General features: G+C 72.4%; 24 protein-coding genes. 9 read left to right on the top strand and 15 right to left on the bottom strand.

Translation table 11 applies throughout. The annotated features are described in order from the left end of the window. Nucleotides 1-30 precede the first annotated feature (30 nt). The 5 genes from AB9M23_RS17230 to AB9M23_RS17210 all read left to right on the top strand — a co-directional run bounded on the left by AB9M23_RS17230 (nt 31) and on the right by AB9M23_RS17210 (nt 3,245). Nucleotides 31-651, top strand: coding sequence for a LysE family translocator (locus AB9M23_RS17230; RefSeq protein WP_372425812.1), 621 nt, complete (start codon nt 31-33; stop codon nt 649-651). A gap of 139 nt (nt 652-790) precedes the next feature. Beyond that, on the top strand, nt 791-1,411 hold the full coding sequence (locus AB9M23_RS17225; protein ID WP_372425811.1) for a formyltransferase family protein: 621 nt from the start codon (nt 791-793) through the stop codon (nt 1,409-1,411). 75 nt (nt 1,412-1,486) lie between these two features. Continuing rightward, nucleotides 1,487-2,116, top strand: a complete 630-nt coding sequence (locus AB9M23_RS17220; protein ID WP_372425810.1) for a LysE family translocator — start codon at nt 1,487-1,489, stop codon at nt 2,114-2,116. A gap of 51 nt (nt 2,117-2,167) precedes the next feature. After that, complete coding sequence (locus tag AB9M23_RS17215; RefSeq protein WP_372425809.1) at nt 2,168-2,917, top strand: AzlC family ABC transporter permease; 750 nt, start codon at nt 2,168-2,170, stop codon at nt 2,915-2,917. Further along, on the top strand, nt 2,907-3,245 hold the full coding sequence (locus AB9M23_RS17210) for a branched-chain amino acid transporter permease (protein WP_372425808.1): 339 nt from the start codon (nt 2,907-2,909) through the stop codon (nt 3,243-3,245). The genes AB9M23_RS17215 and AB9M23_RS17210 overlap by 11 nt, the downstream gene beginning before the upstream one ends. Nucleotides 3,246-3,276: 31 nt before the next feature. On the opposite strand, the gene AB9M23_RS17205 is transcribed toward AB9M23_RS17210, so the two are convergent. From AB9M23_RS17205 to AB9M23_RS17195, 3 genes are read right to left on the bottom strand one after another with little or no spacing between them, the layout of a single operon-like run. Then, nucleotides 3,277-3,834 (bottom strand): biotin transporter BioY, encoded by a 558-nt coding sequence (locus AB9M23_RS17205; RefSeq protein WP_372425807.1) that lies wholly within the window; start codon nt 3,832-3,834, stop codon nt 3,277-3,279. Beyond that, nucleotides 3,821-4,477: an energy-coupling factor transporter transmembrane component T family protein gene (locus AB9M23_RS17200; protein ID WP_372425806.1), complete on the bottom strand. Its 657-nt coding sequence runs from the start codon at nt 4,475-4,477 to the stop codon at nt 3,821-3,823. Before AB9M23_RS17200 ends, AB9M23_RS17205 begins: the two co-directional genes overlap by 14 nt. Further along, nucleotides 4,474-5,151, bottom strand: a complete 678-nt coding sequence (locus tag AB9M23_RS17195) for an energy-coupling factor ABC transporter ATP-binding protein (protein ID WP_372425805.1) — start codon at nt 5,149-5,151, stop codon at nt 4,474-4,476. The genes AB9M23_RS17200 and AB9M23_RS17195 overlap by 4 nt, the downstream gene beginning before the upstream one ends. A gap of 169 nt (nt 5,152-5,320) precedes the next feature. Between AB9M23_RS17195 and AB9M23_RS17190 the strand changes: the two genes are divergently transcribed. Then, nucleotides 5,321-6,232 (top strand): HAD-IIA family hydrolase, encoded by a 912-nt coding sequence (locus AB9M23_RS17190; protein WP_372425804.1) that lies wholly within the window; start codon nt 5,321-5,323, stop codon nt 6,230-6,232. A gap of 6 nt (nt 6,233-6,238) precedes the next feature. Here the strand turns inward: AB9M23_RS17190 and AB9M23_RS17185 are convergent, their stop codons facing one another. From AB9M23_RS17185 to AB9M23_RS17165, 5 genes are all read right to left on the bottom strand, one after another. Beyond that, nucleotides 6,239-6,742 carry a GNAT family N-acetyltransferase gene (locus AB9M23_RS17185; RefSeq protein WP_372425803.1) on the bottom strand — a complete coding sequence of 168 codons (504 nt, stop codon included), beginning with the start codon at nt 6,740-6,742 and terminating at the stop codon, nt 6,239-6,241. 247 nt (nt 6,743-6,989) lie between these two features. Then, nucleotides 6,990-7,472, bottom strand: a complete 483-nt coding sequence (locus tag AB9M23_RS17180) for an NUDIX domain-containing protein (protein ID WP_372425802.1) — start codon at nt 7,470-7,472, stop codon at nt 6,990-6,992. A gap of 43 nt (nt 7,473-7,515) precedes the next feature. Then, on the bottom strand, nt 7,516-10,194 hold the full coding sequence (locus AB9M23_RS17175; protein WP_372425801.1) for a glycogen/starch/alpha-glucan phosphorylase: 2,679 nt from the start codon (nt 10,192-10,194) through the stop codon (nt 7,516-7,518). A gap of 306 nt (nt 10,195-10,500) precedes the next feature. Beyond that, a complete protein-coding gene (locus AB9M23_RS17170) occupies nt 10,501-11,217 on the bottom strand; it encodes a glutathione S-transferase family protein (protein WP_372425800.1) in 717 nt (238 codons plus the stop codon). Nucleotides 11,218-11,227: 10 nt separating this feature from the next. Then, nucleotides 11,228-11,932: a glutathione binding-like protein gene (locus AB9M23_RS17165; protein WP_372425799.1), complete on the bottom strand. Its 705-nt coding sequence runs from the start codon at nt 11,930-11,932 to the stop codon at nt 11,228-11,230. 264 nt (nt 11,933-12,196) lie between these two features. On the opposite strand from AB9M23_RS17165, the gene AB9M23_RS17160 reads away from it, so the two are divergent. Both AB9M23_RS17160 and AB9M23_RS17155 read left to right on the top strand, forming a co-directional pair. Further along, the gene (locus tag AB9M23_RS17160) at nt 12,197-12,676 is read left to right on the top strand and encodes a hypothetical protein (protein ID WP_372425798.1); all 480 of its coding nucleotides are present in this window, start codon (nt 12,197-12,199) and stop codon (nt 12,674-12,676) included. Next, nucleotides 12,673-13,428 (top strand): hypothetical protein, encoded by a 756-nt coding sequence (locus AB9M23_RS17155; protein WP_372425797.1) that lies wholly within the window; start codon nt 12,673-12,675, stop codon nt 13,426-13,428. The genes AB9M23_RS17160 and AB9M23_RS17155 overlap by 4 nt, the downstream gene beginning before the upstream one ends. 7 nt (nt 13,429-13,435) lie before the next feature. Here AB9M23_RS17155 and glgA read toward each other — a convergent pair whose 3' ends face one another. After that, a complete protein-coding gene (gene glgA, locus AB9M23_RS17150) occupies nt 13,436-14,950 on the bottom strand; it encodes a glycogen synthase GlgA (protein WP_372425796.1) in 1,515 nt (504 codons plus the stop codon). 311 nt (nt 14,951-15,261) lie between these two features. On the opposite strand from glgA, the gene AB9M23_RS17145 reads away from it, so the two are divergent. After that, nucleotides 15,262-15,480 (top strand): hypothetical protein, encoded by a 219-nt coding sequence (locus AB9M23_RS17145; RefSeq protein WP_372425795.1) that lies wholly within the window; start codon nt 15,262-15,264, stop codon nt 15,478-15,480. On the opposite strand, the gene AB9M23_RS17140 is transcribed toward AB9M23_RS17145, so the two are convergent. The 6 genes from AB9M23_RS17140 to hflK form a co-directional block, all read right to left on the bottom strand. Then, nucleotides 15,443-16,531, bottom strand: coding sequence for a phosphotransferase family protein (locus AB9M23_RS17140; RefSeq protein ID WP_372425794.1), 1,089 nt, complete (start codon nt 16,529-16,531; stop codon nt 15,443-15,445). The genes AB9M23_RS17145 and AB9M23_RS17140 overlap by 38 nt on opposite strands. A 15-nt stretch (nt 16,532-16,546) precedes the next feature. Next, on the bottom strand, nt 16,547-18,517 hold the full coding sequence (locus tag AB9M23_RS17135; protein WP_372425793.1) for a heavy metal translocating P-type ATPase: 1,971 nt from the start codon (nt 18,515-18,517) through the stop codon (nt 16,547-16,549). Nucleotides 18,518-18,614: 97 nt separating this feature from the next. Then, nucleotides 18,615-20,195 carry a DegQ family serine endoprotease gene (locus tag AB9M23_RS17130; RefSeq protein WP_372425792.1) on the bottom strand — a complete coding sequence of 527 codons (1,581 nt, stop codon included), beginning with the start codon at nt 20,193-20,195 and terminating at the stop codon, nt 18,615-18,617. A 161-nt stretch (nt 20,196-20,356) separates the two neighbouring features. Next, nucleotides 20,357-20,542 (bottom strand): DUF2065 domain-containing protein, encoded by a 186-nt coding sequence (locus tag AB9M23_RS17125; protein ID WP_372425791.1) that lies wholly within the window; start codon nt 20,540-20,542, stop codon nt 20,357-20,359. A gap of 62 nt (nt 20,543-20,604) precedes the next feature. Further along, nucleotides 20,605-21,696: a protease modulator HflC gene (gene hflC / locus AB9M23_RS17120; RefSeq protein ID WP_372425790.1), complete on the bottom strand. Its 1,092-nt coding sequence runs from the start codon at nt 21,694-21,696 to the stop codon at nt 20,605-20,607. Next, the gene (gene hflK / locus AB9M23_RS17115) at nt 21,693-22,832 is read right to left on the bottom strand and encodes an FtsH protease activity modulator HflK (RefSeq protein WP_372425789.1); all 1,140 of its coding nucleotides are present in this window, start codon (nt 22,830-22,832) and stop codon (nt 21,693-21,695) included. The genes hflC and hflK overlap by 4 nt, the downstream gene beginning before the upstream one ends. Between the last annotated feature and the right edge of the window lie 110 nt (nt 22,833-22,942).

Here is a 22,942-nt window from a genome sequence, read left to right as displayed (position 1 = left end):
TGGTCATGCGCCACGCATCCGGAGGCACCCATGGGAACCGGTCTCGGCCTCGAGTACCTGTCGCTGATCCTGTTCACGGTCTCGACGTGCATCACGCCCGGACCGAACAACACCCTGCTCCTCGCCTCGGGCGTGAACTACGGCGTGCGCTCCAGCGTGCCGCTGATCGTCGGCATCAACGTCGGCTTCCCCCTGATGGTGATCGCGGTCGGGCTCGGGGTCGGCGGGGTCTTCCAGGCGTGGCCGGTCCTGCACGACGTGCTGCGGATCGTCGGCTCGGCCTACCTCCTCTGGCTCGCCTGGCGCATCGCTACGGCGGGCCGCAGCGAGGACGCGGACGCGCACGCGCGTCCCCTGACCTTCACGCAGGCGGCCCTGTTCCAGCTCGTCAACCCGAAGGCGTGGATCATGGCGGTCGGCGCGGTGAGCGTCTACTCGATCGCGTCCGACACCTACGCCTTTCAGGTCCTCGCCATCGCGCTGATCTTCTTCGTCTTCGGCACGCCGTGCTCGGCGGTGTGGCTGCTCGGCGGCTCGGCGATGCGGCGGGTGCTCGCCGACCCGCGCCGGCTGCGGGCCTTCAACGTGACCATGGCCGCCCTCCTCGTGCTCTCGCTCTGGCCGGTGCTGTCGATCTACCTGAGGCCCTGATCGAGCGCTCCGACACCCATCTGCGGTCTTGAAACCCGCCGCGACGACAGCGTACAACTCTCAATTAGGATCGGACCCGGTCGGCGCCGGCGCCCCGCCGGGTCCGCACGCCCGCGACCATCCATGCCAGGAGACAGGAATGATTAAGATACCCCGCGCCCCGGATCCGATCCTCAACCACGACAAGGTCCTCCTGTCGGTCTGTACGATGGATTGGTGCGATTTCGGCGTGGCCTTCTCCAAGCGCGTCTTCACCGACATGGACGTGCTGCTCTGGGACCCGGGCGATCCGTACCCGACCATGATCGACGACTGGGAGGGTGACTGGATCATCTCCTATCGCGGCGACTTCATCTTTCCCGAGCGGGTCTATTCCCGCGCGCGCAAGGGGGCGATCAACTTCCACCCGGCGCCGCCGCGCTACCGTGGGCTGGGCAGCCAGCATTACGCCATCTACGCCGGCGACAAGACCTACGGCTCGACCTGCCACCACCTGGCGCGCTCGGTCGACACGGGAGACATCATCGACGTCGAGGAGTTCGACGTCGCACCCGGCTCCACCGCCTCGACGCTGCGCATCCACGTCGGCGCGGCCTGCCTGCAGCAGTACCTGCGGCTGCTCACGCGCTACATCCTGCCGGGCAACCCGCTGCCGCGCTCGGAGCGGCGCTGGGGCGACCGGCTCTACCGGCAGGCGGAGATCGACGCCTGGCTCGCCCACATGCGCGAGACGGAGCCGAACCACCTTTGCCTGCTTTGATGCTTGCGGAACGACCGCGGGCGGCGTATGAGGACGCCCGCGACTTCGCGAACGCTGCGTGAGGCGGTGCGGCCCATGGACATCCTCCCCTACCTGCTCGTCGCCTACGGGACCTACGTGGTCGGCACGGCGAGCCCGGGTCCGGCGAACCTCGCCATCATGGCGACCTCGATGGAGGCCGGCCGGACCGCGGGTGTCGCCACGGCCTTCGGGGTCGTCTCCGGCTCGGTGATGTGGGGCACCGTCGCCGCGCTCGGACTCGGCGCGCTGCTCGAGGCCTCCGCCACGGCGCTCGTCGTCATGAAGATCCTGGGCGGGCTCTACCTGCTCTGGCTCGCCTGGCGCGCCGCGCGCGGCGCGCTGTCGAAGACGCCGATCGAGGTGCCGTCCGGCCCCCCGAAGGGCGCGTCCCTGACGCTGCGCGCGCACTACCTGCGCGGCCTCGGCATCCACCTCGTGAACCCGAAGGCCGTGTTCGTCTGGATGGCGATCATCACGCTCGGGCTGCCGGTCGGCGCGCCACCGGTGCTCGCGGCGCTCATCGTCTGCGGATGCGCCGTGCTCGGCGTCCTCATCTTCGTCACCTACGCGCTCGTCTTCTCGAGCGAGCCGGTCGTGCGCGTCTACGCGGGACTGCGGCGCTGGATCAGCGCCGTGATCGCGCTGTTCTTCGGCGCCGCCGGCACGCGCCTGCTTCTCTCCTGAACCCGGACGTCCCACCGCCTCCCGACCGTCCGCCGCGCCGGAGCCCGGACCATGCCCCCCGAACCCTCGACCGACCACCTCCACGACGACGGGCCGCGCGCGCGCTTCGCCCGCGTGCTGCGCCTGACGGTCCCCGTCGCCATGGCCTACCTGCCGCTCGGCGTCGCCTTCGGGGTCTATCTCGTCTCGAGCGGCATCGCCTGGTACTGGGCGCCGCTCTCGGCGATGATCATCTTCGCGGGCTCGATCGAGTTCCTGGCCGTGAGCTTCATCGTCGCCGGGCTGCCGCTCGCGGTGGTGGCCTGGACGACCTTCGTCGTGAACTTCCGCCACATCTTCTACGGGCTCTCCTTCCCCATCGGCCGCCTGCGCACGCTGCCGCAGAAGATCTACGGCGTCTACGCGCTCACCGACGAGACCTACGGCATCACGGCGGCCGGCGACGGGCGCCGGCTCGACGGGCCGGGGATCACGCTCCTCCAGCTGGTGAGCCATTTCTGGTGGATCCTCGGCGCGGGGCTCGGCGCCGGGCTCGGCGCGATCATCCCGCCGCACATCCGCGGCTTCGAGTTCGCGCTCACCGCCATGTTCCTGATCCTCGCCGTCGACGCCGTGCGCCACAGCCGCGACGGGCGCCTCGTCGTCTACGCCGCCGCCGCCTGCGCGGCGGGCTTCGCCGCCGAGCGGCTCGTGGCCGACAACGCGTTCCTGATCGCGGGGCTCGTCGTCTATCTCGGCCTCGTGAGCGCCGACTGGGTCCGCTCGCCCCGGGTTCGCGAGGAGGGACGTCATGCCGGTTGAGACGATTTCCGACGGCCATGTGCTCGCCGTCATCCTCGTCGTCGCGGCGGTCACGGTGGCGCTGCGGGCGATGCCCTACGTCGCGATGGACGCGCTCTCGCGCAACGGCTACCTGCTGCATCTCGGCCGCAAGATGCCGGTGGGCGTCATGGTCCTGCTCGTGGCCTACACGCTCCAGGACGTCGACCTCGCCACCTACCCCCACGGCCTGCCGATCCTCGGCTCGGCCGCGGTGGCGCTCGCGCTCTACTGGTTCACGCGCAACGCCCTCGTCGGCATCGGGGCCGGGCTCGCCTGCCACCTCGTGGCGGTGAACGGCCTCGTCTGAGCGAGGCCGTCGCCGGCGAGGCCGCTCCTCCTCAGCGCAGCGCGATCGGGTAGGCCCGCTGCACCCCGCGCGCGACCATCACGGCGACGACGACCTTGATCGCGTCGCCGGGCAGGAACACGACCATGCTCGCCGCCGCCGGGCCGAGGCCCATGCCCGTCACCATCGCGAGCCAGGGTACGCCGAGCGCGTAGACCGCGCCGATGCCGCCGACGACGCAGGCGAGCGCGGCGCCCGCGAGGTCCGGGGCACGCCGGGCACCCGCGCGCCCGAGGCGTGCCGCCAGCGCTCCGACGACGATCGCCCCGACGACCCAGCCGACGATGAACCCGCCGGTCGGCCCGAGCAGGACGCCGAAGCCGCCACGCCCGCCGGCGAGCACCGGCAGGCCGAGCGCCACCAGCAGCACGAAGAGCGCGAGCGCGAGGCCGCCGCGCCTCGGCCCGAGCATCAGGCCCGCCAGCATCGGCCCGAGCGATTGCAGCGTGATCGGCACGGGCAGGAAGCCCACCGTGATCGGCGGGACGAGCCCGAGCGCCGCGGTGAGGGCGGCGAACAGGGCGACGAGGACGAGGTCACGCGTTGTCATGGTCGGCACTCCCGGGGCCGTGTCTCGAGGAATCCGTCTCGGCGGGTGGATAGGCGCGCGCATCGATCGCCTCGGCGATCGCGTCCGCGCTGCGCAGGACGCGCACGATCATCGGCACGACGAGCGCGACCGGCCCGACCCGCAGGCCGCGCGCCGCCCGCGCCTCGCGGATGTCGTCGGCCTGCTTCATCAGTTCGGGCACGAAGCGCAGCACCAGCGCCACCGCGAGCGCGACCTTGCCGGCGTCGGCGAGGCCGATCCGCTCGAGCGGCGCGAGCAGCCGCTCGAGCGTGGCGAGCAGGTCCGACATGCGCGTCGTCAGCGTGAGCGCGTAGCCCAGCAGCACGAGCGCGACGATACGCGCGCCCGAGGCCGCCGCCTCGCGCCAGCCGACGAGCCAGGCGTTGGCGGCGACCACGATCGCGACGACGATCGCGATCCCGGCGAGCGCGCCGCGCATGCGGGCGAGCCGCACGCCCGTCGCCGCGACCACGCCCGCCGCCGCGAGCGCCGCCGCGCCGAGCACGATCGGCGAGGAGACCAGGAACAGTGCGATGCCGAGCCCCGCCAGCGCCGCGAGCTTCGCGCCCGCGGGCAGGCGGTGCAGGGGCCCGTCGCCCGGAACGTAGAGCGAGGGGCTCACGCGCGGTTCTCCCGATACCAGCGCAGCGCCGGCTCGGGCGCGTCGTCGGCGACGATGCGGCCCTCGTCGACGACGAGGACGCGCTCGAAGCCGCTCACGAGCTCGAGGTCGTGGGTGACGACGATCGCCGTCTGCGCGAGCCCGGCGATCGCGTCGCGGATGCGGTTGCGGTTGCGCAGGTCGAGCGCCGTCGTCGGTTCGTCGAGGACGACGATCCGCGGCTCCATCACGAGCACCGAGACGAGGGCGAGCATCTGCTTCTCGCCGCCGCTGAGCGTGTGCGCGGGCCGATCCGCGAGCCCGTCCAGCCCGTGCTCCGCCAGCGCCGCGAGCGCCCGCGCCTGCGCGTCCCTCTTCGAGAACCCGATGTTGCGCAGGCCGAAGGCGACGTCCTCGCCGACGATGGGGAAGACGATCTGGTTCTCCGGGTTCTGGAACACGAAGCCGACCGCGCGGCGGACCGCCCGCGTCTCCGCGCGGGTGTCGAGCCCCTCGACGCGCACCGTGCCTTCGTCGGGCAGGACGAGGCCGTTGAGGAGGCGCGCCAGCGTGCTCTTGCCCGAGCCGTTGAGGCCGACGATTCCGATGCGCCGCTCCCCGAGCACGAGGTCGATCCCGCGCAGCACGGGGCGCTCCTGCAACGTGACGCTGACGTGATTGAGGACGATGGACATGCGCTCGGGGGCTCGGGGGCTCGCGGCACGGCCCTTAGCACCGCCCGCGCCGATGGGATAGGGTCGCGGGCACGATGCTCGCGCCGTGCGGTGCGTCGACAGCTGGACATCGACGTGGCGGGATGGTCGAAGAGGCGCGCCTCATCGTCCCCGAGACCGCTGCGCCCGCATGACCGCCCTCCCAGCGACCGACGTCGAGACCGCCTTCGCCCGCTACGAGGCGATCCGGGATCGCCTGCCGCGAGCGCGGTTCCCCGCGCGGAGCCGGGAGGCGGCGACGCTGGCCGACGTCGCCGACGCCTACGACGTCTTCGTCCTCGACGCCTTCGGTGTCCTGAACGTGGGCGAACGGCCGATCCCCGGCGCGGTGGCGCGGGTGGCGGAGCTGCGCGCCCGGGGCAAGCGGCTCGTGGTGCTCACCAACGGCGCCACGCACCGGCGCATCGACGCGCTCGTCAAGTATGGTGCGCTCGGCTTCGACTTCGCACCCCGGGAGGTGGTGTCGAGCCGCGACGTCGCGGCGGCCGCGCTCGCGGCAGGGCCGGAGGGCATGCTCTGGGCCGCCGCCGCGGGTCCCGGCGCGCGCTTCGACGATCTCGGCGCGCGGGTGGCGGATCTCGCAGACGACGCCGATCTGCCCGAGCGTGCCGACGGTTTCCTCCTGCTTTCGAGCGCGCGCTGGGACGCGGGTGCGCAGGAGCGTCTCGTCGCGGCCCTGCGCGCTCGGCCGCGTCCGGTCGTCGTCGCCAACCCGGATCTCGTCGCCCCGCGGGAGGACGGGCTGAGCCTCGAGCCCGGCTGGTGGGCGCACGATCTCGCCGACCGCACCGGCATCGCGCCGGCCTTCCACGGCAAGCCCTACCCGGACGCCTTCCGCGCCGTGCGGGCGCTGCATCCCGACATTCCGCCGGAGCGCTTCGCCATGGTCGGCGACACGCTGCACACCGACGTGCTCGGCGGGCGCGCCGCCGGCTACGGGACGGTGCTGATCACCGGCCACGGCCTCTTCGCGGGACACGATGCGCGCGGCTTCGTGGCGCGCTGCGGCATCGTGCCGGACGTGATCTGCGAGACGACCTGAGGCGCTTCAGGTCCGCCGGGCGGTGACGGGTCCGCGCGCCTGGGCGAGCGTCCCCGCGACGAGTTCCAGAGCGAGGAAGCGCGCGGGGTCGACGGGTCCGGGCATCGCGAGCCGCCCGCGCGGGACGGCCGCGAAGCCGAAGCGGCGATAATAGGGCTCGTCGCCCACCAGAAGCACGAGCCCGTGCCCGGCGGCGCGTGCGGCCGCGAGCGAGCGGGTCATCAGCGCCGCGCCGATGCCGCGGTTCTCGAAGGCCGGCTCCACGGTCAGCGGGCCGAGGATCAGCGCCGGCACGCGCCCCGCCCAGATCGGCGACAGCCGCACCGAGCCGACGAGGAGCGTCCCGACGTTGGCCGTGAACGACAGGCCGGGATCGTGCGCCGCCCCCTCGCGCAGGCGGTAGGCCGAGCGGGCGAAACGCCCTGGCCCGAAGGCGCGCTCGTGCAGCCGCTCGATCGCGTCGGCGTCACCGGAGACTTCCGGCCGGATGGTGAGGGAGAGCTCGGTCATGGGCTCGGATCGCGGGATCGGATCGCGGGACGGGCGCGCGGTCGGGTGGCGGGGAGCGGGACGGATGGCGCAGACGCATGCGGGGGCGCGGCCGCCGCCGCGCCGTCAGCGCACTCGTCGTCGCTCGGCGCCCATCCTCAGCCGAACCTCCTCGATGCACGCGCCGCGCAGCGCGCGTCGCCGCGCGCGATCGCTGTACCAGCCCGTCGGGCGCGCGTCTACGCCGGCCGCCCGACGGGCGTTCGCCTCACCAGCGCGCACCGATCTCCGCACCGTCGGCCAGCTCCGCGAGCCGCCGCCTGGTGCCGGGCGTCACGTCGTCGGGAAGCGCCCGCAGGTCGAAGAAGAGCGCCTGCGCGATCTCCCTCGCCCGGCGACGGGAATCGTCGCGGGTGAAGTCCTCGACGAGATAGACCAGCACGTGGTCGCGATTGGAGACCGCGCTGTTGAAGTAGGCGCCGTGCAGCCGAGCGGGGCCGGTGAGCGCCACGCCGGCCTCCTCGTCCAGCTCCCGCATCAACGCCTCGAGCGCCGTCTCGCCGGGCTCGATGCCGCCACCCGGGAGGTGCCAGCCCGGCGTGTAGGTGTGGCGCACGAGGAGAACCCGCTCGTCGGCGTCCAGCACGATCGCGCGCACGCCCATCGTCATGCCGCGGGTCACGCGCCACAGGAAATGGAGCAGCATGCGCGGGAGGCGTGGCAGCATCCGGTCGATGTCGCGCTCGGCCATCGTCACCTGAAGCCCCGGCGCACTCGCGGGAGGCCGCGGCCGCTCAGAGCGGCTGCGCGCCCCAGATTTCCGCAGCATATTCGGAGATCGTCCGGTCCGAGGAGAACCAGCCGATGCGCGCCGTGTTGAGGATCGCCATGCGCCACCAGGTCGGCTGGTCGGCCCATAGGTCGTCGACCTCGCGCTGGGCGTCCCAGTAGGCGTCGAAGTCCGGGGCGACGAGGAAGTGGTCGTTGCGGTTGAGCGCCTCGACGATCGGGTCGAACCGCGTCGGGTCCTCCGGCGAGAACACGCCGGTCTCGATCTCGTAGAGCACGCGGGCGAGCCGGGCCGAGCGCTCGTCGGGCGAGATGCCGGCCTTACGCTTGGCCGTGACCTCGGCCGCCGTGAGGCCGAAGATCACGATGTTCTCCTCGCCCACGTGCTCGCGGATCTCGACGTTGGCGCCGTCGAGCGTCCCGATGGTGAGCGCGCCGTTGAGCGCGAGCTTCATGTTGCCGGTGCCCGAGGCCTCCATGCCCGCCGTCGAGATCTGCTCGGAGAGGTCGGCTGCGGGGATGATCGCCTCGGCGAGCGAGACGTTGTAGTTCGGCAAGAAGATCAGCTTGAGCCGGTCGCCGACCACCGGATCGGTGTTGACGACGCGCGCGACGTCGTGGGCGAGCTTGATGATGAGCTTCGCCTGCGTGTAGCTGGCCGCCGCCTTGCCGGCGAAGATCTTCACGCGCTTGGGCCAGGGCCGCTCCGGGTTGGCCTTGATGGCGTGGTAGAGCGCCACTGTCTCCAGCACGTTGAGCAGCTGGCGCTTGTACTCGTGGATGCGCTTGATCTGCACGTCGAACATGGCGGTCGGATCGACCCGCCAGCCGGTGCGCTGCGCGATGATGGCCGCGAGCGCCTCCTTGTTGGCCCGCTTCACGGCGGCGTAGCGCGCCTGGAAGGCCGGATCGTCCGCATGCGCCTCGAGCCCGCGCAGCACGCCGGGATCGTCGAGCACGCGCTCGCCCAGCGTCTCGACGAGGAGATTCGTCAGCGCCGGGTTGCACTGCTGCAGCCAGCGCCGGAAGGTGACGCCGTTCGTCTTCGAGACGATGCGGTCCGGGAAGAGCGCGTGCAGGTCGGCGAACACCGTCTCGCGCATGAGCTCGGTATGCAGCGCCGAGACGCCGTTGACCTTGTTCGAGCCCAGGAACGCGAGATGGCCCATGCGCACGCGCCGGCCGTTGGCTTCGTCGATGAGCGAGACCGAACGGATCAGGTCCTGGCCCTGCGTGGCGCTGCGCGAGACCTCCTCCAGGTGGTGCCAGTTGATCCGGTAGATGATCTCCATGTGGCGCGGCAGGAGCCGCTCCATGAGCTGCACGGACCACGTCTCCAGCGCCTCGGGCAGAAGGGTGTGGTTGGTGTAGTTCAGCGTCGCGCGGGTGAGCCGCCAGGCGTGGTCGTAGGCGAAGTCGTGGACGTCGACGAGCAGCCGCATCAGCTCCGCCACCGCGATCGCCGGGTGGGTGTCGTTGAGCTGGATCGCGGCCTTGTCGCCGAGGTTCTCCAGCGTTCCGAAGGCCTGGAGGTGGCGGCGCACGAGATCTTGCAGTGAAGCGGCGGTGAAGAAGTACTCCTGGCGCAGGCGCAGTTCGTAGCCCGCCGGCGTGGCGTCGGAGGGGTAGAGCACCCGCGAGATCGCCTCGATGCGGGCGCGCTGCGCCATCGCGCCGACGTAGTCGCCGTGGTTGAAAGCCTCGAGCGCGATCGGGTGCGGCGCCTTCGCCGCCCACAGGCGGAGCGTGTTGACGTGCCCGCCGCGCCAGCCGACGACGGGCGTGTCGTAGGCGGCGGCGAGCACCTTCTCGCCCGGATGCCAGACCCGGCGCACGGAGCCGTCTTCGCGCGGCTCGTCGACGACGTGGCCGCCGAAGCCGACCGCGTATGCGACCTCAGGCCGCTCGAACTCCCAAGGGTTGCCGAACGACAGCCAATCCTCGGGTATCTCCCGCTGCCAGCCGTCCGACACCGCCTGCTTGAACAGCCCGTAATCGTAGCGGATACCGTAGCCGTAGGCCGGGAGCTTGAGGCTCGACAGGCTCTCGATGAAGCAGGCGGCGAGGCGCCCGAGGCCGCCGTTGCCCAGCGCCGCGTCGGGCTCCGCCTGGCGCAGGCGGTCGAGATCGACGCCGAGCGGCGCGAGCGCCTCGCGGGCGGTCTCGATGAGGCCGAGATTGCCGAGCGCGTCGAAGAGCATGCGCCCGATCAGGAACTCGAGCGAGAGGTAGTAGACCCGCTTCTTGCCGCTCGCGTAGGTCCGCCGCGTCGAATCGATCCAGCGGTCGACGATGCCGTCGCGCAGGGCGAGGATCGTCGCGACGAGCCAGTCGTGCTCGCTCGCGCGCGTCGCGTCCTTGCCCACGCCGTAGAGCAGCTTCCTGAGGATCGCCTCGCGGAACACCGCCGGATCGACGATGCCGTCGATCGCCGGCGCGCCGGCCGGCAGCGGCCCGAGGCCTGCGGGCGCACCCGCGTGCCCGCCCGCGGACTTCGCCGCGGCGGCGGCGGCCGCCGAGGCGGAGCCGGTCGTCGCCTTCCTCTGCTCGCGGACCCGCTTCGTCTCGTGGGACGGGGACTCGGCGCGGGAGACGGTCGCCACCGCGGCCTCGGTCTCGACGCCGGTCGCGCCGTCGGGCTTGCGCGTGGGGGAGCGCTTCAGGTTCTGATCGACCACAGACATCGTCCTCTTGCAGGCTCGTGCCGCGCGCCTGCGGGCGCGGATGCGGCTACGGATGCCGCCCTCGAACGCCGCCGCGATGGCGGAATCGGGGCGTGGGGGCGACACGCATCGTCGCATCGAGCCCGGCTCCGCGCCGGCCCTCCCCCCGTGGTCGCGGAGTGGAACAGCGGCGCGCCCCGTTGTCAAACCCGTGCGGGCCGTCCGCGCGGCCTTTTGCGGCGCGGTGTTGCGGGAATGTCGAACGCGGCCTTGAATCGATTCGTGAAATTCCGGCCAAGCGGGTAACCATCCGGGATGATCCGGAGGTCAGCCCGCGTCCCCCGACGCCGACGCCCGCACGGCGCGCGGCGCCTTCGCCATCAGCCCGTCGTGGAGCGCGCGCATGCGTTCGCGCCAGCCATGGACGGGGTCGTCCGCGGCGAGCGGGTCGAAGGCGCTGATCGCGTGCGCCCACTGGAAGCTCCCCGCGATGGCGTAGTCCGCGTAGGCCGGGCGCTCGCCGGCGAGGAAGGGCGCCTCGCCGAGCGCGGCGCGCAAGGGAGCGAGGCTCGCCCGAAAGGCGCCGAGCCGCTCCTCGCGGCCGGCCTGGACGTCCTCGAGCCGCGCGCCGAAGCGCGCCTCGCGGCTCTCGCGGAAATAGGCGGCGTCCTCCCCGTCGAGCGCGGCCCAGATGTCGGCGACGACCATGCGCGCGAGGCCGGCGTTGAGCACGCCGTCGGCCCAGCCCGCGACGAACCGCGCGACAGCGACGCCGCCCGGGAACAGCGTCGGCGCGTCCGGGTAGGTCTCCTCCAGGTAGCGGGCGATGGCGAAGCTGTCCGTCACGACCCGCTCGCCGTCGACGAGCACCGGCACCTTGCCCTGCCCCGAGAAGCCCAGCGCCTCGCGCTCGGTGAAGCGCCAGGGCCGCGCCTCGCAGGCGAGGCCCTTGTGGGCGAGCGCGAGCTTCACGCGCCAGCAATAGGGGCTGAGCCGCACGGCGGGGTCCGCCGTGCACAGGTCGAAGAGGACGCGCGCCGCCATGCCCGCCGCCTCAGCGCTTGAGGGAGGCGGCCGTCTGGCCGAAGAGGATCTTCTTGTCCTCCTCCGACATCGGCTGGCCGGAGGGGCGGACCTCCTCGCCCTTGGCGTAGGCGCGGATCGTCGCCGGCCGCTCCTTGATGGCGTGGAACCAGCGCTTGAGGTTCGGGAAGTCGTCGAGGTCCTGGCCCTGGCGCTCGTAGGGAACGATCCAGGGATAGGAGGCCATGTCGGCGATCGTGTACACGTCGCCCGCCATGAATTCCCGGTCGGCGAGGCGCCCGTCGAGCACGCCGTAGAGCCGGTTCGTCTCCTTGACATAGCGGTCGATGGCGTAGGGGATCTTCTCGGGCGCGTACTGCTTGAAGTGGTGGTTCTGCCCGAGCATCGGCCCGAGCCCGCCCATCTGCCAGAACAGCCATTGCAGCGTCTCGGCCCGCCCGCGCAGGTCGGCCGGCAGGAACGTGCCCTCCTTCTCGGCGAGGTAGACCAGGATCGCGCCCGATTCGAACACCGACACCGGCGCCCCGCCGCCCGACGGCGCGTGGTCGACGATCGCCGGCATGCGGTTGTTGGGGGCGATCTTCAGGAAGTCCGGCGCGAACTGCGCGCCCTTGCCGATGTCGATCGGCACGATGGTGTAGGCGAGGCCGGTCTCCTCGAGAAACATCGTGATCTTGTGGCCGTTGGGGGTCGGCCAATAGTACAGGTCGATCATGGGGTATCCTCGGGCGTGGGGAGCGCCGGCGGGGATTGCCGCGCGGCGGGTTCGTGGGCCGGAGATTGGCGGAGGATGCGGGGCGGGGCAAGGGTGGAGGGGCGCACGATCGGGTGAGCGACTGCCCCGCGCATCGTGCGTCCCGCGCGCAGACACGCATGGAAGCGGAGGCGCCGGCGCGAGATTGACGAATGGTGTATTTGCTGCATTTCTACAGCCATGGCAGGCGGCTCAGCGAAACTCGTCCGGCAGGTAGACGCGCTGATGGCGGCGTCGAAGCGCATTGCCGGTCGCGCCGACTGGCAGGATGTTGGGCTCGGAGGCGTCCGGCGCTGGCTCGCACCGCTCGCCGTCGAGGGCACCGTGACTGGCATGGATCTCGTCGTCGACGCATTTCCCAACGAGCCGGATCTACGCTTCACCGTACTGCTGCTATACTCACGGTGCGTGATGCGCCTGGAATACGCAGTACACGTTCGGCACCGAAACCATCCGGTGCGGGGTGCTTTCGTGCCTGCCGGTGTTCCGCTCGGCTGGGTCGTAGGTCCCCATTGTCATCGATGGACCGACAATCGCGCCCTCGGGCGAGGCGACGCGCTGCCGGAGGTCCTGGAGTTCGCGATACCGCTGCCGCCCGCGGTACGTGGCTTCGACAATGCATCCCGTTGGTTCTGTGGGGAGGCTGAGATAACCTGCACGTCCGAGGAGCTACCTCGCCTTTTGCCGCGGGAGACGCTGCTGTGACGACGCTGTCAATCGTCAAGGATGCCGTCGCCGAACTCACCGCCGCCTATCAGGTCGGCAATCGCGTCATCGTGCCCGTTCTGGTGACCTACCCCGGCGGCACCATGGTGCAGCTCTTGGTGGAAGGAGGTGCGGATACCTTCGTGGTCTCGGACGGCGGAGGGGCGCTCCGATGCTATCTCGCCCAAGGGGGGCAAGGCGCGCGCGCACTGCGCCTGCTCCAGGAGGCGGCGCGTCGGCACGGCGTCGCCTGCAATGACGACGGATGGATCTTCGAGTCTGCGGTCGATGCCGGCAGGCTTCCGAGCGCACTCTCCGCCGTAGCGGACGCCTCGGTCCGTGGCGCGGGGACGCTGCTCTCGCACCTTCGCCCGCGGAACGTCGCCGACTTTCGTCCGGTCCTGGACCGGATGATCCGCAGCACGTTCGAGGGGCGGGTGAAGCGAGATGCGATCGTCCTCGGCGCCAGCAACAAGGAACACCGCTTCGACTATGCGCTGCGCGTCGACGACCGGCGTACGGTGCTGATTGATGCCGTCCTTCCGGACCCAAGCTCCATCAACGCTGCGATCGTGGCGCATCTCGACGTGCGCATTATGCATGTCGAGGATACCACCCGAGCCATCGTCCAGAAGATCATCTACGATGATCGGCTGGAGTGGTCGTCCGCGGATCTCGCGCTGATACGCCAGGGGGCGACCCCGATCGCGTATTCCAGCATCGCGAACGACCCGTCACAGATCATCGCCTGAACCCGCCTCACCCCACCCCCACCCGCCGATAAACCCCCTCGTACCCCCGCACCGACCCGTCCCACCCCATCGGCCGGGTCATCGCCGCGCGGCGCATGGACATCAGGCGGGAGCGGGCGCGGAAGGCGTCGAGGGCGCGGCGGATGGCGTCGAGGAAGGCCGGCAGGCTCGGGCGGTCGAACAGGAAGCCGGTGACGCCGTCGTCGATCGTGTCGGCGAGGCCGCCGGTGCGGGTCGCGATCGGCAGCGAGGCGAAGGCCTGGGCGTACATCTGCGAGAGACCGCAGGGCTCGAAGCGCGAGGGCATCAGCAGGAAGTCCGAGCCGGCGTACATGCGCCGCGCGCGGACCTCCTCGTAGCCGATGTCGACGCCGACCATGCCCGGGTGGCGGCGGGCGAGCGCGCGCAGCTCGCTCTCGAAGCGCCCCTCCCCGCGGCCCGTTACCACGATCTGCCCGCCGTCGGCGACGATCGCCTCCGCCGCGTCGATGGAGAGGTCGACGCCCTTCTGGTGGACGAGCCGCGAGATCACCGCGAAGAGCGGCCCGCCGGTCTCGGAGAGGCCGAAGGCGCGGCGCACGGCGGCGGCGTTCGCGGCCTTGCCGTCCCAGGCGTTGAGCGCGAAGGGGCTCTCGAGGTGGGGGTCGGTCGCCGGGTCCCAGCTCGCGTCGATGCCGTTGACGATGCCGGTGAGCCGGCCCTGCTCGGCGCGCAGGCGAAGCAGCCCGTCGAGCCCGCAGCCGAGCTCGGGCGTCGTGATCTCGTGCGCGTAGGTGGCCGACACGGTGGTCACGTGGTCGGCATAGGAGAGCCCCGCCTTGAGGAAGGAGAGCTTGCCGTGGAACTCGACGCCGTCGAGCCCGAAGGCGTCCTTGGGCACGCCGAGCCGCTCCATCCGGGCGGGCGAGAACAGGCCCTGGTAGGCGAGGTTGTGGATCGTGATCACGGAGGGGACGCGCACGCCCTCCCAATGCGCGTAGGCCGCGGCGAAGCCGGTGGGCCAGTCGTTGAGGTGCATCAGGTCGGGGCGCCAGCCCGGCGCGCCGGCGCCGCGGGCGATCTCCACCGCCGCGAGGCCGAGCCGGGCGAAGCGGATGTCGTTGTCGCGCCAGTCGACGCCCTCGGCGTCTCCGTAGGGCGTGCCCTCCCGGTCGAAGAGGTCGGGCGCGAGCACGACGTAGACCACGAGCCCGTCGGGCGTGACGAGCTCGCCGAGCGCGCAGGCCGGCACGCCGCGATGGGCGGGCAAGCGCGCGACCACGCGGATCTCGGGGTGGGCGGCGACGATCTCGCGGTAGCCGGGGATGAGCACGCGCGCGTCGATGACGCCGCACATCGCCCGCGGCAGAGCGGCGGAGACCTCGCCTAGACCGCCGGCCTTGACGAAGCCCGTCATCTCCGGCGTGACGAACAGCACTCGCGTCTGGCGTCGGGGACGGGCTTCGCCGCGTGCGCGCGCCGCCGCGGCGCCCCGCGGTTCGTTCGACCGGTCGGCCGCCATCCGCGCGGGTGCGGTGCTCATCGGTTCACCCCTCGATCTCCGGACGTCGCATGAGACGTTAGTGCAACGCGCGAAGCGGCGCCATGGCCTTCGTGCCGCCCCATGCAAAGAACGTGCGCAGGTGCACGGCCCATATCTGTATCTCTCCCGAGTGTGGATAACGAGCATAACCGGGAGAGGCGCGTGCCCGCCGCCTCCGACGTGGGCACGCGCGCTATGCTCGGTGCCGGTTCTGCGTTCCGCCGAAGTGGCGTTCCCCGGAAGTGGCGTTCCGAAGAAGGATCGCGAGGACGTGCGCGTCGCACGCGCTCGCCCGGCAGAGGATGACGATCGTGCTCGACAGGGAGATGACGCTGCGCGCAGCGGAGGAGCGGCGTGCGCCGCGCACAGCGGTCGACCGCCGGGTACGCCCCGCGCGCCCGGCGCCGCAGCTCGCGGAGAGCCCGGACCCGGCTCCCCGCCGGCACGAGGTCGTCGTCCAGGGCATGCGCATCACGCTGCCGGGCTTGCGCTTCATGGAGATCCCGCCGCCCGGGTCGCCGCGTCGCTAGCGGCGATCGCCTCCGCGGCGAGCCGCTCCAGCTCCGGGATGCTCTCCCCCATCGCCAGCCCCCGTGCGCGGTTGGGCGCGTTGCCGTCGCGCGCGCGCCGGTAGACGCCCTGGAGGATCGCGGCCAGGCGAAACAGCGAGAACACGACGGCCCAGCGCCAGTGCGGCAGCGCCGAGAGGCCGCGCCGGCGCATGTAGGCCTCGAGATAGGCCGCGTCCTCCGGCAGGCCGAGCGCGGCGCGGTCCACCCCGCCGAGCCCGGCGAACACCGCCCCCTCGGCCGGCAGCCGCCATTGCGCCACCTGGTAGGCGAGGTCCGCCAGCGGGTGGCCGAGCGTCGAGAGCTCCCAGTCGATCAGTGCGACGACCCGCGGCGCGTCCGTGGCGAGGATCATGTTGTCGAGCCGGAAGTCGCCGTGCACGAGCGCGGCGGGGCCGTCGTCGGGCGCGGGCTCGGCCTCGAGCCAAGCGATCGTCTCGTCCAGGAGCGGGCGCGGCCCGGTCTCGCTCGCGCGGTAGTTCTCGATCCAGCGCTTCGTCTGCCGGGCGAAGTAGCCGCTCGGCCGCCCGAAATCCGAGAGCCCCAGCGCCTGCGGGTCGACACCGTGCAGGGCGGCGAGGGTCGCGTTCATGGCGTCGTAGACGCGTCCGCGCTCCTGCGGCGAGAAGCCGGGCAGGCGGGGATCGTGCACGACCCGGCCCTCGACGTGGTCCATGACGTAGAACATCGTGCCGGCGACGTCCGGGTCCCTGCAAAGACAGCGCACCCGCGGCACGGGGACGGGGCTCCCGGCGAGGGCGGCCATGACGCGATGCTCGCGGTCGACGGCGTGCGCGCCCTTGAGCAGCACGCCGGGAGGCTGGCGGCGCAGCACGAAGCGCCCGCCGTCGGCCTCGATCAGGAAGGTCGGGTTCGACTGCCCGCCCGCGAGCGGCGCGATGCGCCGCAGCCGACCGAAGCCGGGGATCGCCGCGACGAGCCACGGCTCGATCCGCCCGGCGTCGAGGGCGAGCGGCGCGCCGGTCCCCTCCCCGTCCCGCAAGTCGTCCACGCGCCCGCCCCGCTCCTACGAGGCCCCGCCGGCCTCTGGCGCGGGCGAGGATAGAGCGGCTTTCCCGCCGGCGCCAACCCGCACGCCGCCCCTCGGGCCGGGTGCGAGCGCACGCAGGGCGTTGAGGATCGCCGCCACGTCGATCGCCTCCTGCAGGAGCGCGCCCTCGACCGGCGTGAGCCAGCCGAGCGCGGCGGCGATCATGCCCGCGATCGACAGGCCGATGCCGAGCGCCACGCTCTGGCGCGCGATTCGCCGCGTGCGTTGCGCGATGGCGCGCGCCTCGGCGACGGGCTCCAGCCGATCGACGAGCACCACCGCGTCCGCCGCCTGCGCGGAGGCGGCGGCGCCGCGGGCGCCCATGGCGATCCCGACGTCGGCGGCGGCGAGGGCCGGCGCGTCGTTCACGCCGTCGCCCAGCATGACGACGGGGCCGAACGCGCGCTCGCGGCCGACGACGGCGACCTTGTCGCCGGGTGCGCACTCGGCGTCGACCGCGTCGATCGCAAGGCCGGCGACGAGGGCGCGCGCGACGGCCTCGCGGTCTCCCGTCGCCAGGACGACACGCGCGAAGCCGCCGGGCCCACGCAGCCGCAGCAGCAGGTCTTCGACGCCCGGTCGCAGGCGATCGGCGAGGACGAGTTCGGCCGCTACCACGCCGTCGAGCGCGATGCGCGCGCGCACGGCACCGGGCGGGTCGCCCGCCCGCGCCGGCGCACCGGCGACGGCGACGAGCCGGCCCTCGACACGCCCGGCGAGCCCGTCTCCCGCCTGCTCGACGACGTCCGTCGGCGTGGCGAGCGCGAGGCCGCGCCCGCGCGCGGCGGCGACGAGGGCGCGCGCGGCGACGTGGCTCGAGGCCTGCTCGAGCGAGGCGGCGAGCCGCAGGATCTCGTCCTCGCCGAGGGCGCCGTCCCCGGCACCCTCGGCGAGGACGATCCGCTGGAGCTCCGGCGTTCCGGCGGTGAGCGTGCCGGTCTTGTCGAGCACGAGCACCCGTGCCGCCGCGAGCCGCTCCAGCGCGCCGCCGCCCTTGATCAGCACCCCGGCCTCGGCCGCGCGGGAGAGGCCCGAGACGATCGCGACGGGCACCGCCAGGATCAGCGGGCACGGCGTCGCGACGACGAGGACGGCGAGCGCGCGCACCGGGTCCCCGCTGGCGAGCCAGGCGACGCCGGCGATGACGAGCGTCAGCCCGAGGAACAGCATCGCCCAGCGGTCGGCGAGGCGCGCCATCGGCGCCTTCTCCGCGCGCGCCGCCTCGACGAGCCGCACGATGCCGGCGTAGGTGCTCTCGCCCGCCTCGCGCTCGGCCAGGAGATCGAACGCCTCGCCGAGATTCGTCGCGCCGCTGAGGGCGCCTTCGCCGGCCGCGAGGCGGACCGGGAGCGGTTCGCCGGTCAGGGCGGAGACGTCGACGAGGGCGCTCGCGCCGGCCGCGATCCGCCCGTCCACGGGCAGCGTGTCGCCCTTGCGCACGAGGAGCCTGTCACCGGGGCGCACCGCGTCGAGGGGGATCTCGGCGAGACCGTCGGGGCCGTGGCGCAGGGCCGAGCGCGGGGCGCGGGCGAGGAGCGCGGTCATGCGCCGCCCCGCCCGCCCCTCGGCGTAGGCCTCCAGGAACTGCCCGCCGGCGTACATCACCGCGACGACGGCGCCGGCGAGCGGCTCGCCCAGCGCCAGCGCCCCGCCCATGGCCAGGGCCGCGACGATGTCGAGGCCGACGTCGCCGCGGCGCAGGCCGCCGGCTTTCTCGACGAGGAGCGCGGCGAGGACCGGCAGCGTCGCCCCGTAGAGGGCCGCGCCCCCGAGGCGCGCAGACGCGCCGAGCGCCGGCGCGATCAGCCCCGCCGCGAGCCCCCCCGCCGCGATCGCGAGCAGGGCGAGCCGCAGACGCCCGCGCCGCCCCGCGAGGATGTCGCGCAGCGGCGACGGCGCGCCGTCGGCGCCCGCGGTTGCCGGCTCGGCGGTGATGGGGGATGGCATGGTCCGCGACCGCTCGGAGAATGTCCAGTTCGGAGCGGTTCTAGCCTACCCGCAGGGCCGGCGTCTCGCGAGACGTCGCGTGCCGGCCCGGAACCCCTCATCGGGCGCCGTCGCCGTCCTCGTTCATGGAGAGCGCGACGAAGCGCACCTCGCCGGCGGCGTTCGACACGAGGAGCAGCGCCGAGCGGCGGCCCTCCGCGCGCAGGCCCTCGATGCGCTCGGCCACCTCCTGGGGCGTCGACACCGGCTCCTGGCCGACCTCGAGGATGACGTCTCCCACGCGAATCTGCCGCTCGGCGGCGGCGGTGAGCGGCTCCACCTCGGTGACGACCACGCCCTCGACGTCGTCGGCGATGGAGTAGCGCGCGCGCAGCTCGTCGGTGATTTCCGACAGCTCCATGCCGAGCGCCTGGCGCACCGCGGCGGGCGCGTTCTCCGTCGTGGGCGCGGACGGGGCGCTCGCCTCCGCGACGCCCTCCTCCCGGAGCCGCGCGATCGTCACGTCGAGCGTGAGGGGCGCGCCGTCGCGGATCACCTCGACGGCCACCTCCTTGCCCACCGGCGTGTTGGCGACGATGCGCGGCAGGTCCCGCGAGCTGCCGACCGCCGTCCCGTCGAAGCGGACGATGACGTCGCCCATCTCGATGCCGGCCGCCTGGGCCGGGCCGTCGGGATCGACGCCGGCGACGAGGGCGCCGCGCGCCTCGTCGAGGCCGAGCGCGTCCGCCGTCGTCTCGTCGATGCTCTGGATGCGCACGCCGAGCCAGCCGCGACGGGTCTCGCCGAATTCCCGCAGCTGTTCGATCACCGGCAGCGCCGTCGAGGTCGGGATCGAGAAGCCGATGCCGACGGATCCGCCCGTCGGCGAGAGGATCGCGGTGTTGATGCCGACCACCTCGCCGCGCATGTTGAACAGCGGCCCGCCGGAATTGCCGCGGTTGATCGCGGCGTCCGTCTGGATGTAGTTGTCGTAGGGCCCGCTCGCGATGTCGCGGGCGCGCGCCGAGACGATGCCGGCGGAGACCGAACCGCCCAGCCCGAACGGGTTGCCGATCGCCACGACCCAGTCGCCGATGCGCATCTCCTCCGAATCGCCGAAGGGCACGAAGGGCAGGTCGACGTCGGCCTCGATCTTGAGGACCGCGAGGTCGATCGCCGAATCGGTGCCGAGCACCTGCGCCTCGTAGGTCGTGCCGTCCGGGAAGACGACCTCGATCTCGTCGGCGTCGCCGACGACGTGGTTGTTGGTGACGATGATGCCCGAGGCGTCGATGACGAAGCCCGAGCCGAGCGAGTTCGAGCGCCGCGGCATGCGCGGGGCGTTCTCGCCGCGGCGGTTGAAGAACTCCTCGAACAGGTCCTCGAAGGGCGTGCCCGGGGGGAGCTGCGGCATGAAGCGCTCCTCCACCTCCGCCGTCGTCGCCGCCTGGATGTTCACCACGGCGGGCATCACGCGATCGACGAGATTCGCGAAGCTCTCCGGCGCGTCCGGGAACGGGCGGGGCGCGATCTGCTGGGCGGGTGCGACCTGCGCCGTCTGCGCGAGCGGCGCCGAGAGCGGCGTCGCGGCGAGCGCGGCGGCCGCGGCGGCGAGCACGAGCGTGCGCGCGAGGCTCCGCTCGCCGGATCCGAACGACCTGCCCGCACGGGCGGCGAGCCGAGAGACGGCCTCGTACATGAGAAGAACCTCGCTTCGTGGCGTCGACGATCGGCGACGGTGGGCGCCGATCCCGGCGGGAACGTGACGCGAGCCGGCTCGCGCGACGACGTGATTGGAAGATCGGCCGCGGTGGAGCGCGGGTCAAGCCGGCGCGCGGCGGCGCTTCCGGCCCGCAGGCGTCACCCCCGGACCAGCCAGACGATCGCGACCCCCGCCACCGCCGAGGCGATGCCGACGAGGCGCATGCGATCGGCCGGCGTCTCCGCCGCGGCGATCATCGCGCGCTTGACGCCCTCGGGGAATGCCGCGAACAGGAGGCCCTCGACCGCGAGGACGAGGCCGAGGGCGACGACGAGATCCGTCATGAGGCTGCGATCACCATCGCGATCATGGGCGGCCGATCAGCTCGGGGTTCGAGACGCGCCCCTCACTGCGCGAGCGCCGGCGCGGGCGCCGCCGCCGTCGCCGGGGCGACATCGGACGCATCCTCCTCCGACACCTGGGCCGGGAGCTCGAGCGGCGCGGGCACGGAGCCCGTGCCGTCGGCCGCGGCGCCCGGCGCGGCGGGCACCGCGCTCACCGGCCCGGGAGCCGCGCCGGCGCCGGCGGGAGGCGGCAGCGCGCCTTCCGCACCCCCGCGCCGGCCCGACGGGTCCGCGAAGAAGCGGAAGAACTCCGAGTCCGGCGAGAGGACGATGCGCGTTTCCGCGTTCTCGTTGCGCATCAGCGCCTGCTCGTAGGCGAGCATCGAGCGGTAGAAGGCGAAGAATTCCGGATCGACGCTGTAGGAGCCGGCGAGGATGCGGTTGCGCTCCGCGTCGCCCGCGCCGCGCAGTTCCTCGGCCGTGCGGTTGGCCTCGGCCACGATCACGGTGACGTCGCGATCCGCGCGGGCGCGGATCGAGGCGGCGCGCTGGGCGCCCTGGGCGCGCAGGTCCGCGGCCTCGCGCTCGCGCTCCGTCTGCATGCGGCGGAACACCGCCTCGGAGTTGGCGGGCGGGAGGTCGACGCGGGTGAGCCGAACGTCGATCACCTCGACGCCGAGCTGGTCCGCCTGCCGATCCACGATCTCCTGGATGCGCTGCATGAGCTCGACGCGGTTGGTCCGGATGATCTCCGGAAACGACGCGTTCGCCAGGACGTTACGCATCGCGGAGTTGATGAAGGACTGCAGCCTCGCATTGGCGTTCGTGATGTTGTTCACGGACTGGTAGAAGCGCAGGGGGTCGATGATCCGGTACCGCGAGAACGCGTCGACCTCGAGGTTCTGCCGATCCGCCGAGAGCACGGTCTGCGCCGGAAGGTCGAGCGACAGAACGCGCTTCTCGATCGGCAGGACGACGTCGATGAAGGGCGCCTTCACGTAGAGGCCGGGCTCGGTGATCACGTTGCGCACGGCACCGAACCGGAGCACGACCGCCTGCTCGGTCTCGCGGACCGTGTAGAGGGATGCCCAGGCGACGACGATCGCGACGATCAGGACGATGATCGCGCCGAGACGGATGACCGGATTTCTCATCGCGTGGCTCCCTCAGTCTGCATGCGGCGCTGGATCTCCGGCAGCGGCAGGTACGGCACGACGCCGCTCCCGCCACCGTTCTGGTCGATGAGCACCTTGTCCGTCTGGCCGAAGACGCGCTCCATCGTCTCGAGGAACAGACGGTCGCGGGTGATCTGCGGCGCGTTGGCGTACTCCGCGTAGATCTGGTTGAAGCGCGAGGCCTGGCCCTCGGCCGCGTTGACCACCTGCTCGCGATAGGCCTCGGCCTGCTGGACGATGCGCGCCGCCTCGCCTCGCGCCTCCGGCACGACGCGGCTGGCGTAGGTCTCGGCCTCGTTCTGGATGCGCACGAGATCCTGCTGGGCGGCGTTGACGTCGAAGAACGCCTCGCGGACCTGCGCGGGCGGAACCGCAGCCTGGAGCTGGACGACGCGGATGAGGACGCCCGCCCCGTACTGCTCGAGCGAGGCCTGCATGAGCTGCTGGACCTCGGCGGTGATCTCCGCCTGCTCCACGGTGAGGATCGCCTGGATGTCGCGGCGCCCGATCACCTCGCGCATGGACGATTGGGCGATCGACCCGATGGTCCCTTCCGGATCGGCGATGTTGAAGACGAAGTTCTCGGCGTTGGCGGGATCGACCTGCCACTGCACGTCGAAATCGATGTCGACGATGTTCTCGTCGCCCGTCAGCATCAGCGATTCCTCGAGGACGTCGCGCTGCTGGCCCTGGCCGACGGACCGGTACCCGATCTCGGTGCGGTTCACCTGGGTGACGTTCGGCTTGACGACCTCCCCGATCGGATAGGGGAAGTTGTAGTTGAGGCCCGGTGCCGTCTGGCCGACGAAGCGGCCGAAGACGAGATTCAGGCCGACCTCGGTCGGGCGCACCGTGTAGAAGCCGGTGAGCAGCCAGACGGCCGCGACCGCGACCAGAATCAGCGCGATCCCCTTGCCGCCGAGCCCGCCGCCCCCGCCGGGGACGATGTTGCGCAGCCGGTCCTGACTGCGACGCAGGATCTCCTCGAGATCCGGCTGGCCGCCGCCGCCCGTGGGGCCGCCGCCTCCGCCGCCGCCCCAGGGGCCTCCCGACCCGCCGCCGCGCTGGCCCCAAGGTCCTCCCGACCCGCCGCCGCTCTGGTTGCTCCAAGGCATGATGCGCCTTTCCCTCTCGTCAGCAACGATGAATAACAGGTTCGACGTGTAAATCCGGTTCCGAGCCCCCGTCGGGGACCCGATCCGCAGCCCCTTCCGGGACTTTGCGA

Origin of the sequence: Salinarimonas chemoclinalis, from assembly GCF_041514305.1 — a bacterium.
Taxonomy (GTDB): domain Bacteria; phylum Pseudomonadota; class Alphaproteobacteria; order Rhizobiales; family Beijerinckiaceae; genus Salinarimonas; species Salinarimonas chemoclinalis.
This window is presented reverse-complemented; position numbering and strand designations above follow the sequence as displayed.

Bases quoted from the DNA above. Each gene is read 5' to 3' on its own strand.
- AB9M23_RS17195 (WP_372425805.1), bottom strand. From the start codon at position 5,151: ATGTCCATCGTCCTCAATCACGTCAGCGTCACGTTGCAGGAGCGCCCC.
- AB9M23_RS17225 (WP_372425811.1), top strand. From the start codon at position 791: ATGATTAAGATACCCCGCGCCCCGGATCCGATCCTCAACCACGACAAG.
- AB9M23_RS17205 (WP_372425807.1), bottom strand. From the start codon at position 3,834: ATGACAACGCGTGACCTCGTCCTCGTCGCCCTGTTCGCCGCCCTCACC.
- AB9M23_RS17130 (WP_372425792.1), bottom strand. From the start codon at position 20,195: ATGTACGAGGCCGTCTCTCGGCTCGCCGCCCGTGCGGGCAGGTCGTTC.
- AB9M23_RS17210 (WP_372425808.1), top strand. From the start codon at position 2,907: ATGCCGGTTGAGACGATTTCCGACGGCCATGTGCTCGCCGTCATCCTC.
- hflC (WP_372425790.1), bottom strand. From the start codon at position 21,696: ATGAGAAATCCGGTCATCCGTCTCGGCGCGATCATCGTCCTGATCGTC.
- AB9M23_RS17170 (WP_372425800.1), bottom strand. From the start codon at position 11,217: ATGGCGGCGCGCGTCCTCTTCGACCTGTGCACGGCGGACCCCGCCGTG.
- AB9M23_RS17185 (WP_372425803.1), bottom strand. From the start codon at position 6,742: ATGACCGAGCTCTCCCTCACCATCCGGCCGGAAGTCTCCGGTGACGCC.
- AB9M23_RS17180 (WP_372425802.1), bottom strand. From the start codon at position 7,472: ATGGCCGAGCGCGACATCGACCGGATGCTGCCACGCCTCCCGCGCATG.
- AB9M23_RS17215 (WP_372425809.1), top strand. From the start codon at position 2,168: ATGCCCCCCGAACCCTCGACCGACCACCTCCACGACGACGGGCCGCGC.
- AB9M23_RS17135 (WP_372425793.1), bottom strand. From the start codon at position 18,517: ATGCCATCCCCCATCACCGCCGAGCCGGCAACCGCGGGCGCCGACGGC.
- AB9M23_RS17220 (WP_372425810.1), top strand. From the start codon at position 1,487: ATGGACATCCTCCCCTACCTGCTCGTCGCCTACGGGACCTACGTGGTC.
- AB9M23_RS17165 (WP_372425799.1), bottom strand. From the start codon at position 11,932: ATGATCGACCTGTACTATTGGCCGACCCCCAACGGCCACAAGATCACG.
- AB9M23_RS17230 (WP_372425812.1), top strand. From the start codon at position 31: ATGGGAACCGGTCTCGGCCTCGAGTACCTGTCGCTGATCCTGTTCACG.
- AB9M23_RS17190 (WP_372425804.1), top strand. From the start codon at position 5,321: ATGACCGCCCTCCCAGCGACCGACGTCGAGACCGCCTTCGCCCGCTAC.
- hflK (WP_372425789.1), bottom strand. From the start codon at position 22,832: ATGCCTTGGAGCAACCAGAGCGGCGGCGGGTCGGGAGGACCTTGGGGC.
- AB9M23_RS17160 (WP_372425798.1), top strand. From the start codon at position 12,197: ATGGCGGCGTCGAAGCGCATTGCCGGTCGCGCCGACTGGCAGGATGTT.
- AB9M23_RS17125 (WP_372425791.1), bottom strand. From the start codon at position 20,542: ATGACGGATCTCGTCGTCGCCCTCGGCCTCGTCCTCGCGGTCGAGGGC.
- glgA (WP_372425796.1), bottom strand. From the start codon at position 14,950: ATGAGCACCGCACCCGCGCGGATGGCGGCCGACCGGTCGAACGAACCG.
- AB9M23_RS17175 (WP_372425801.1), bottom strand. From the start codon at position 10,194: ATGTCTGTGGTCGATCAGAACCTGAAGCGCTCCCCCACGCGCAAGCCC.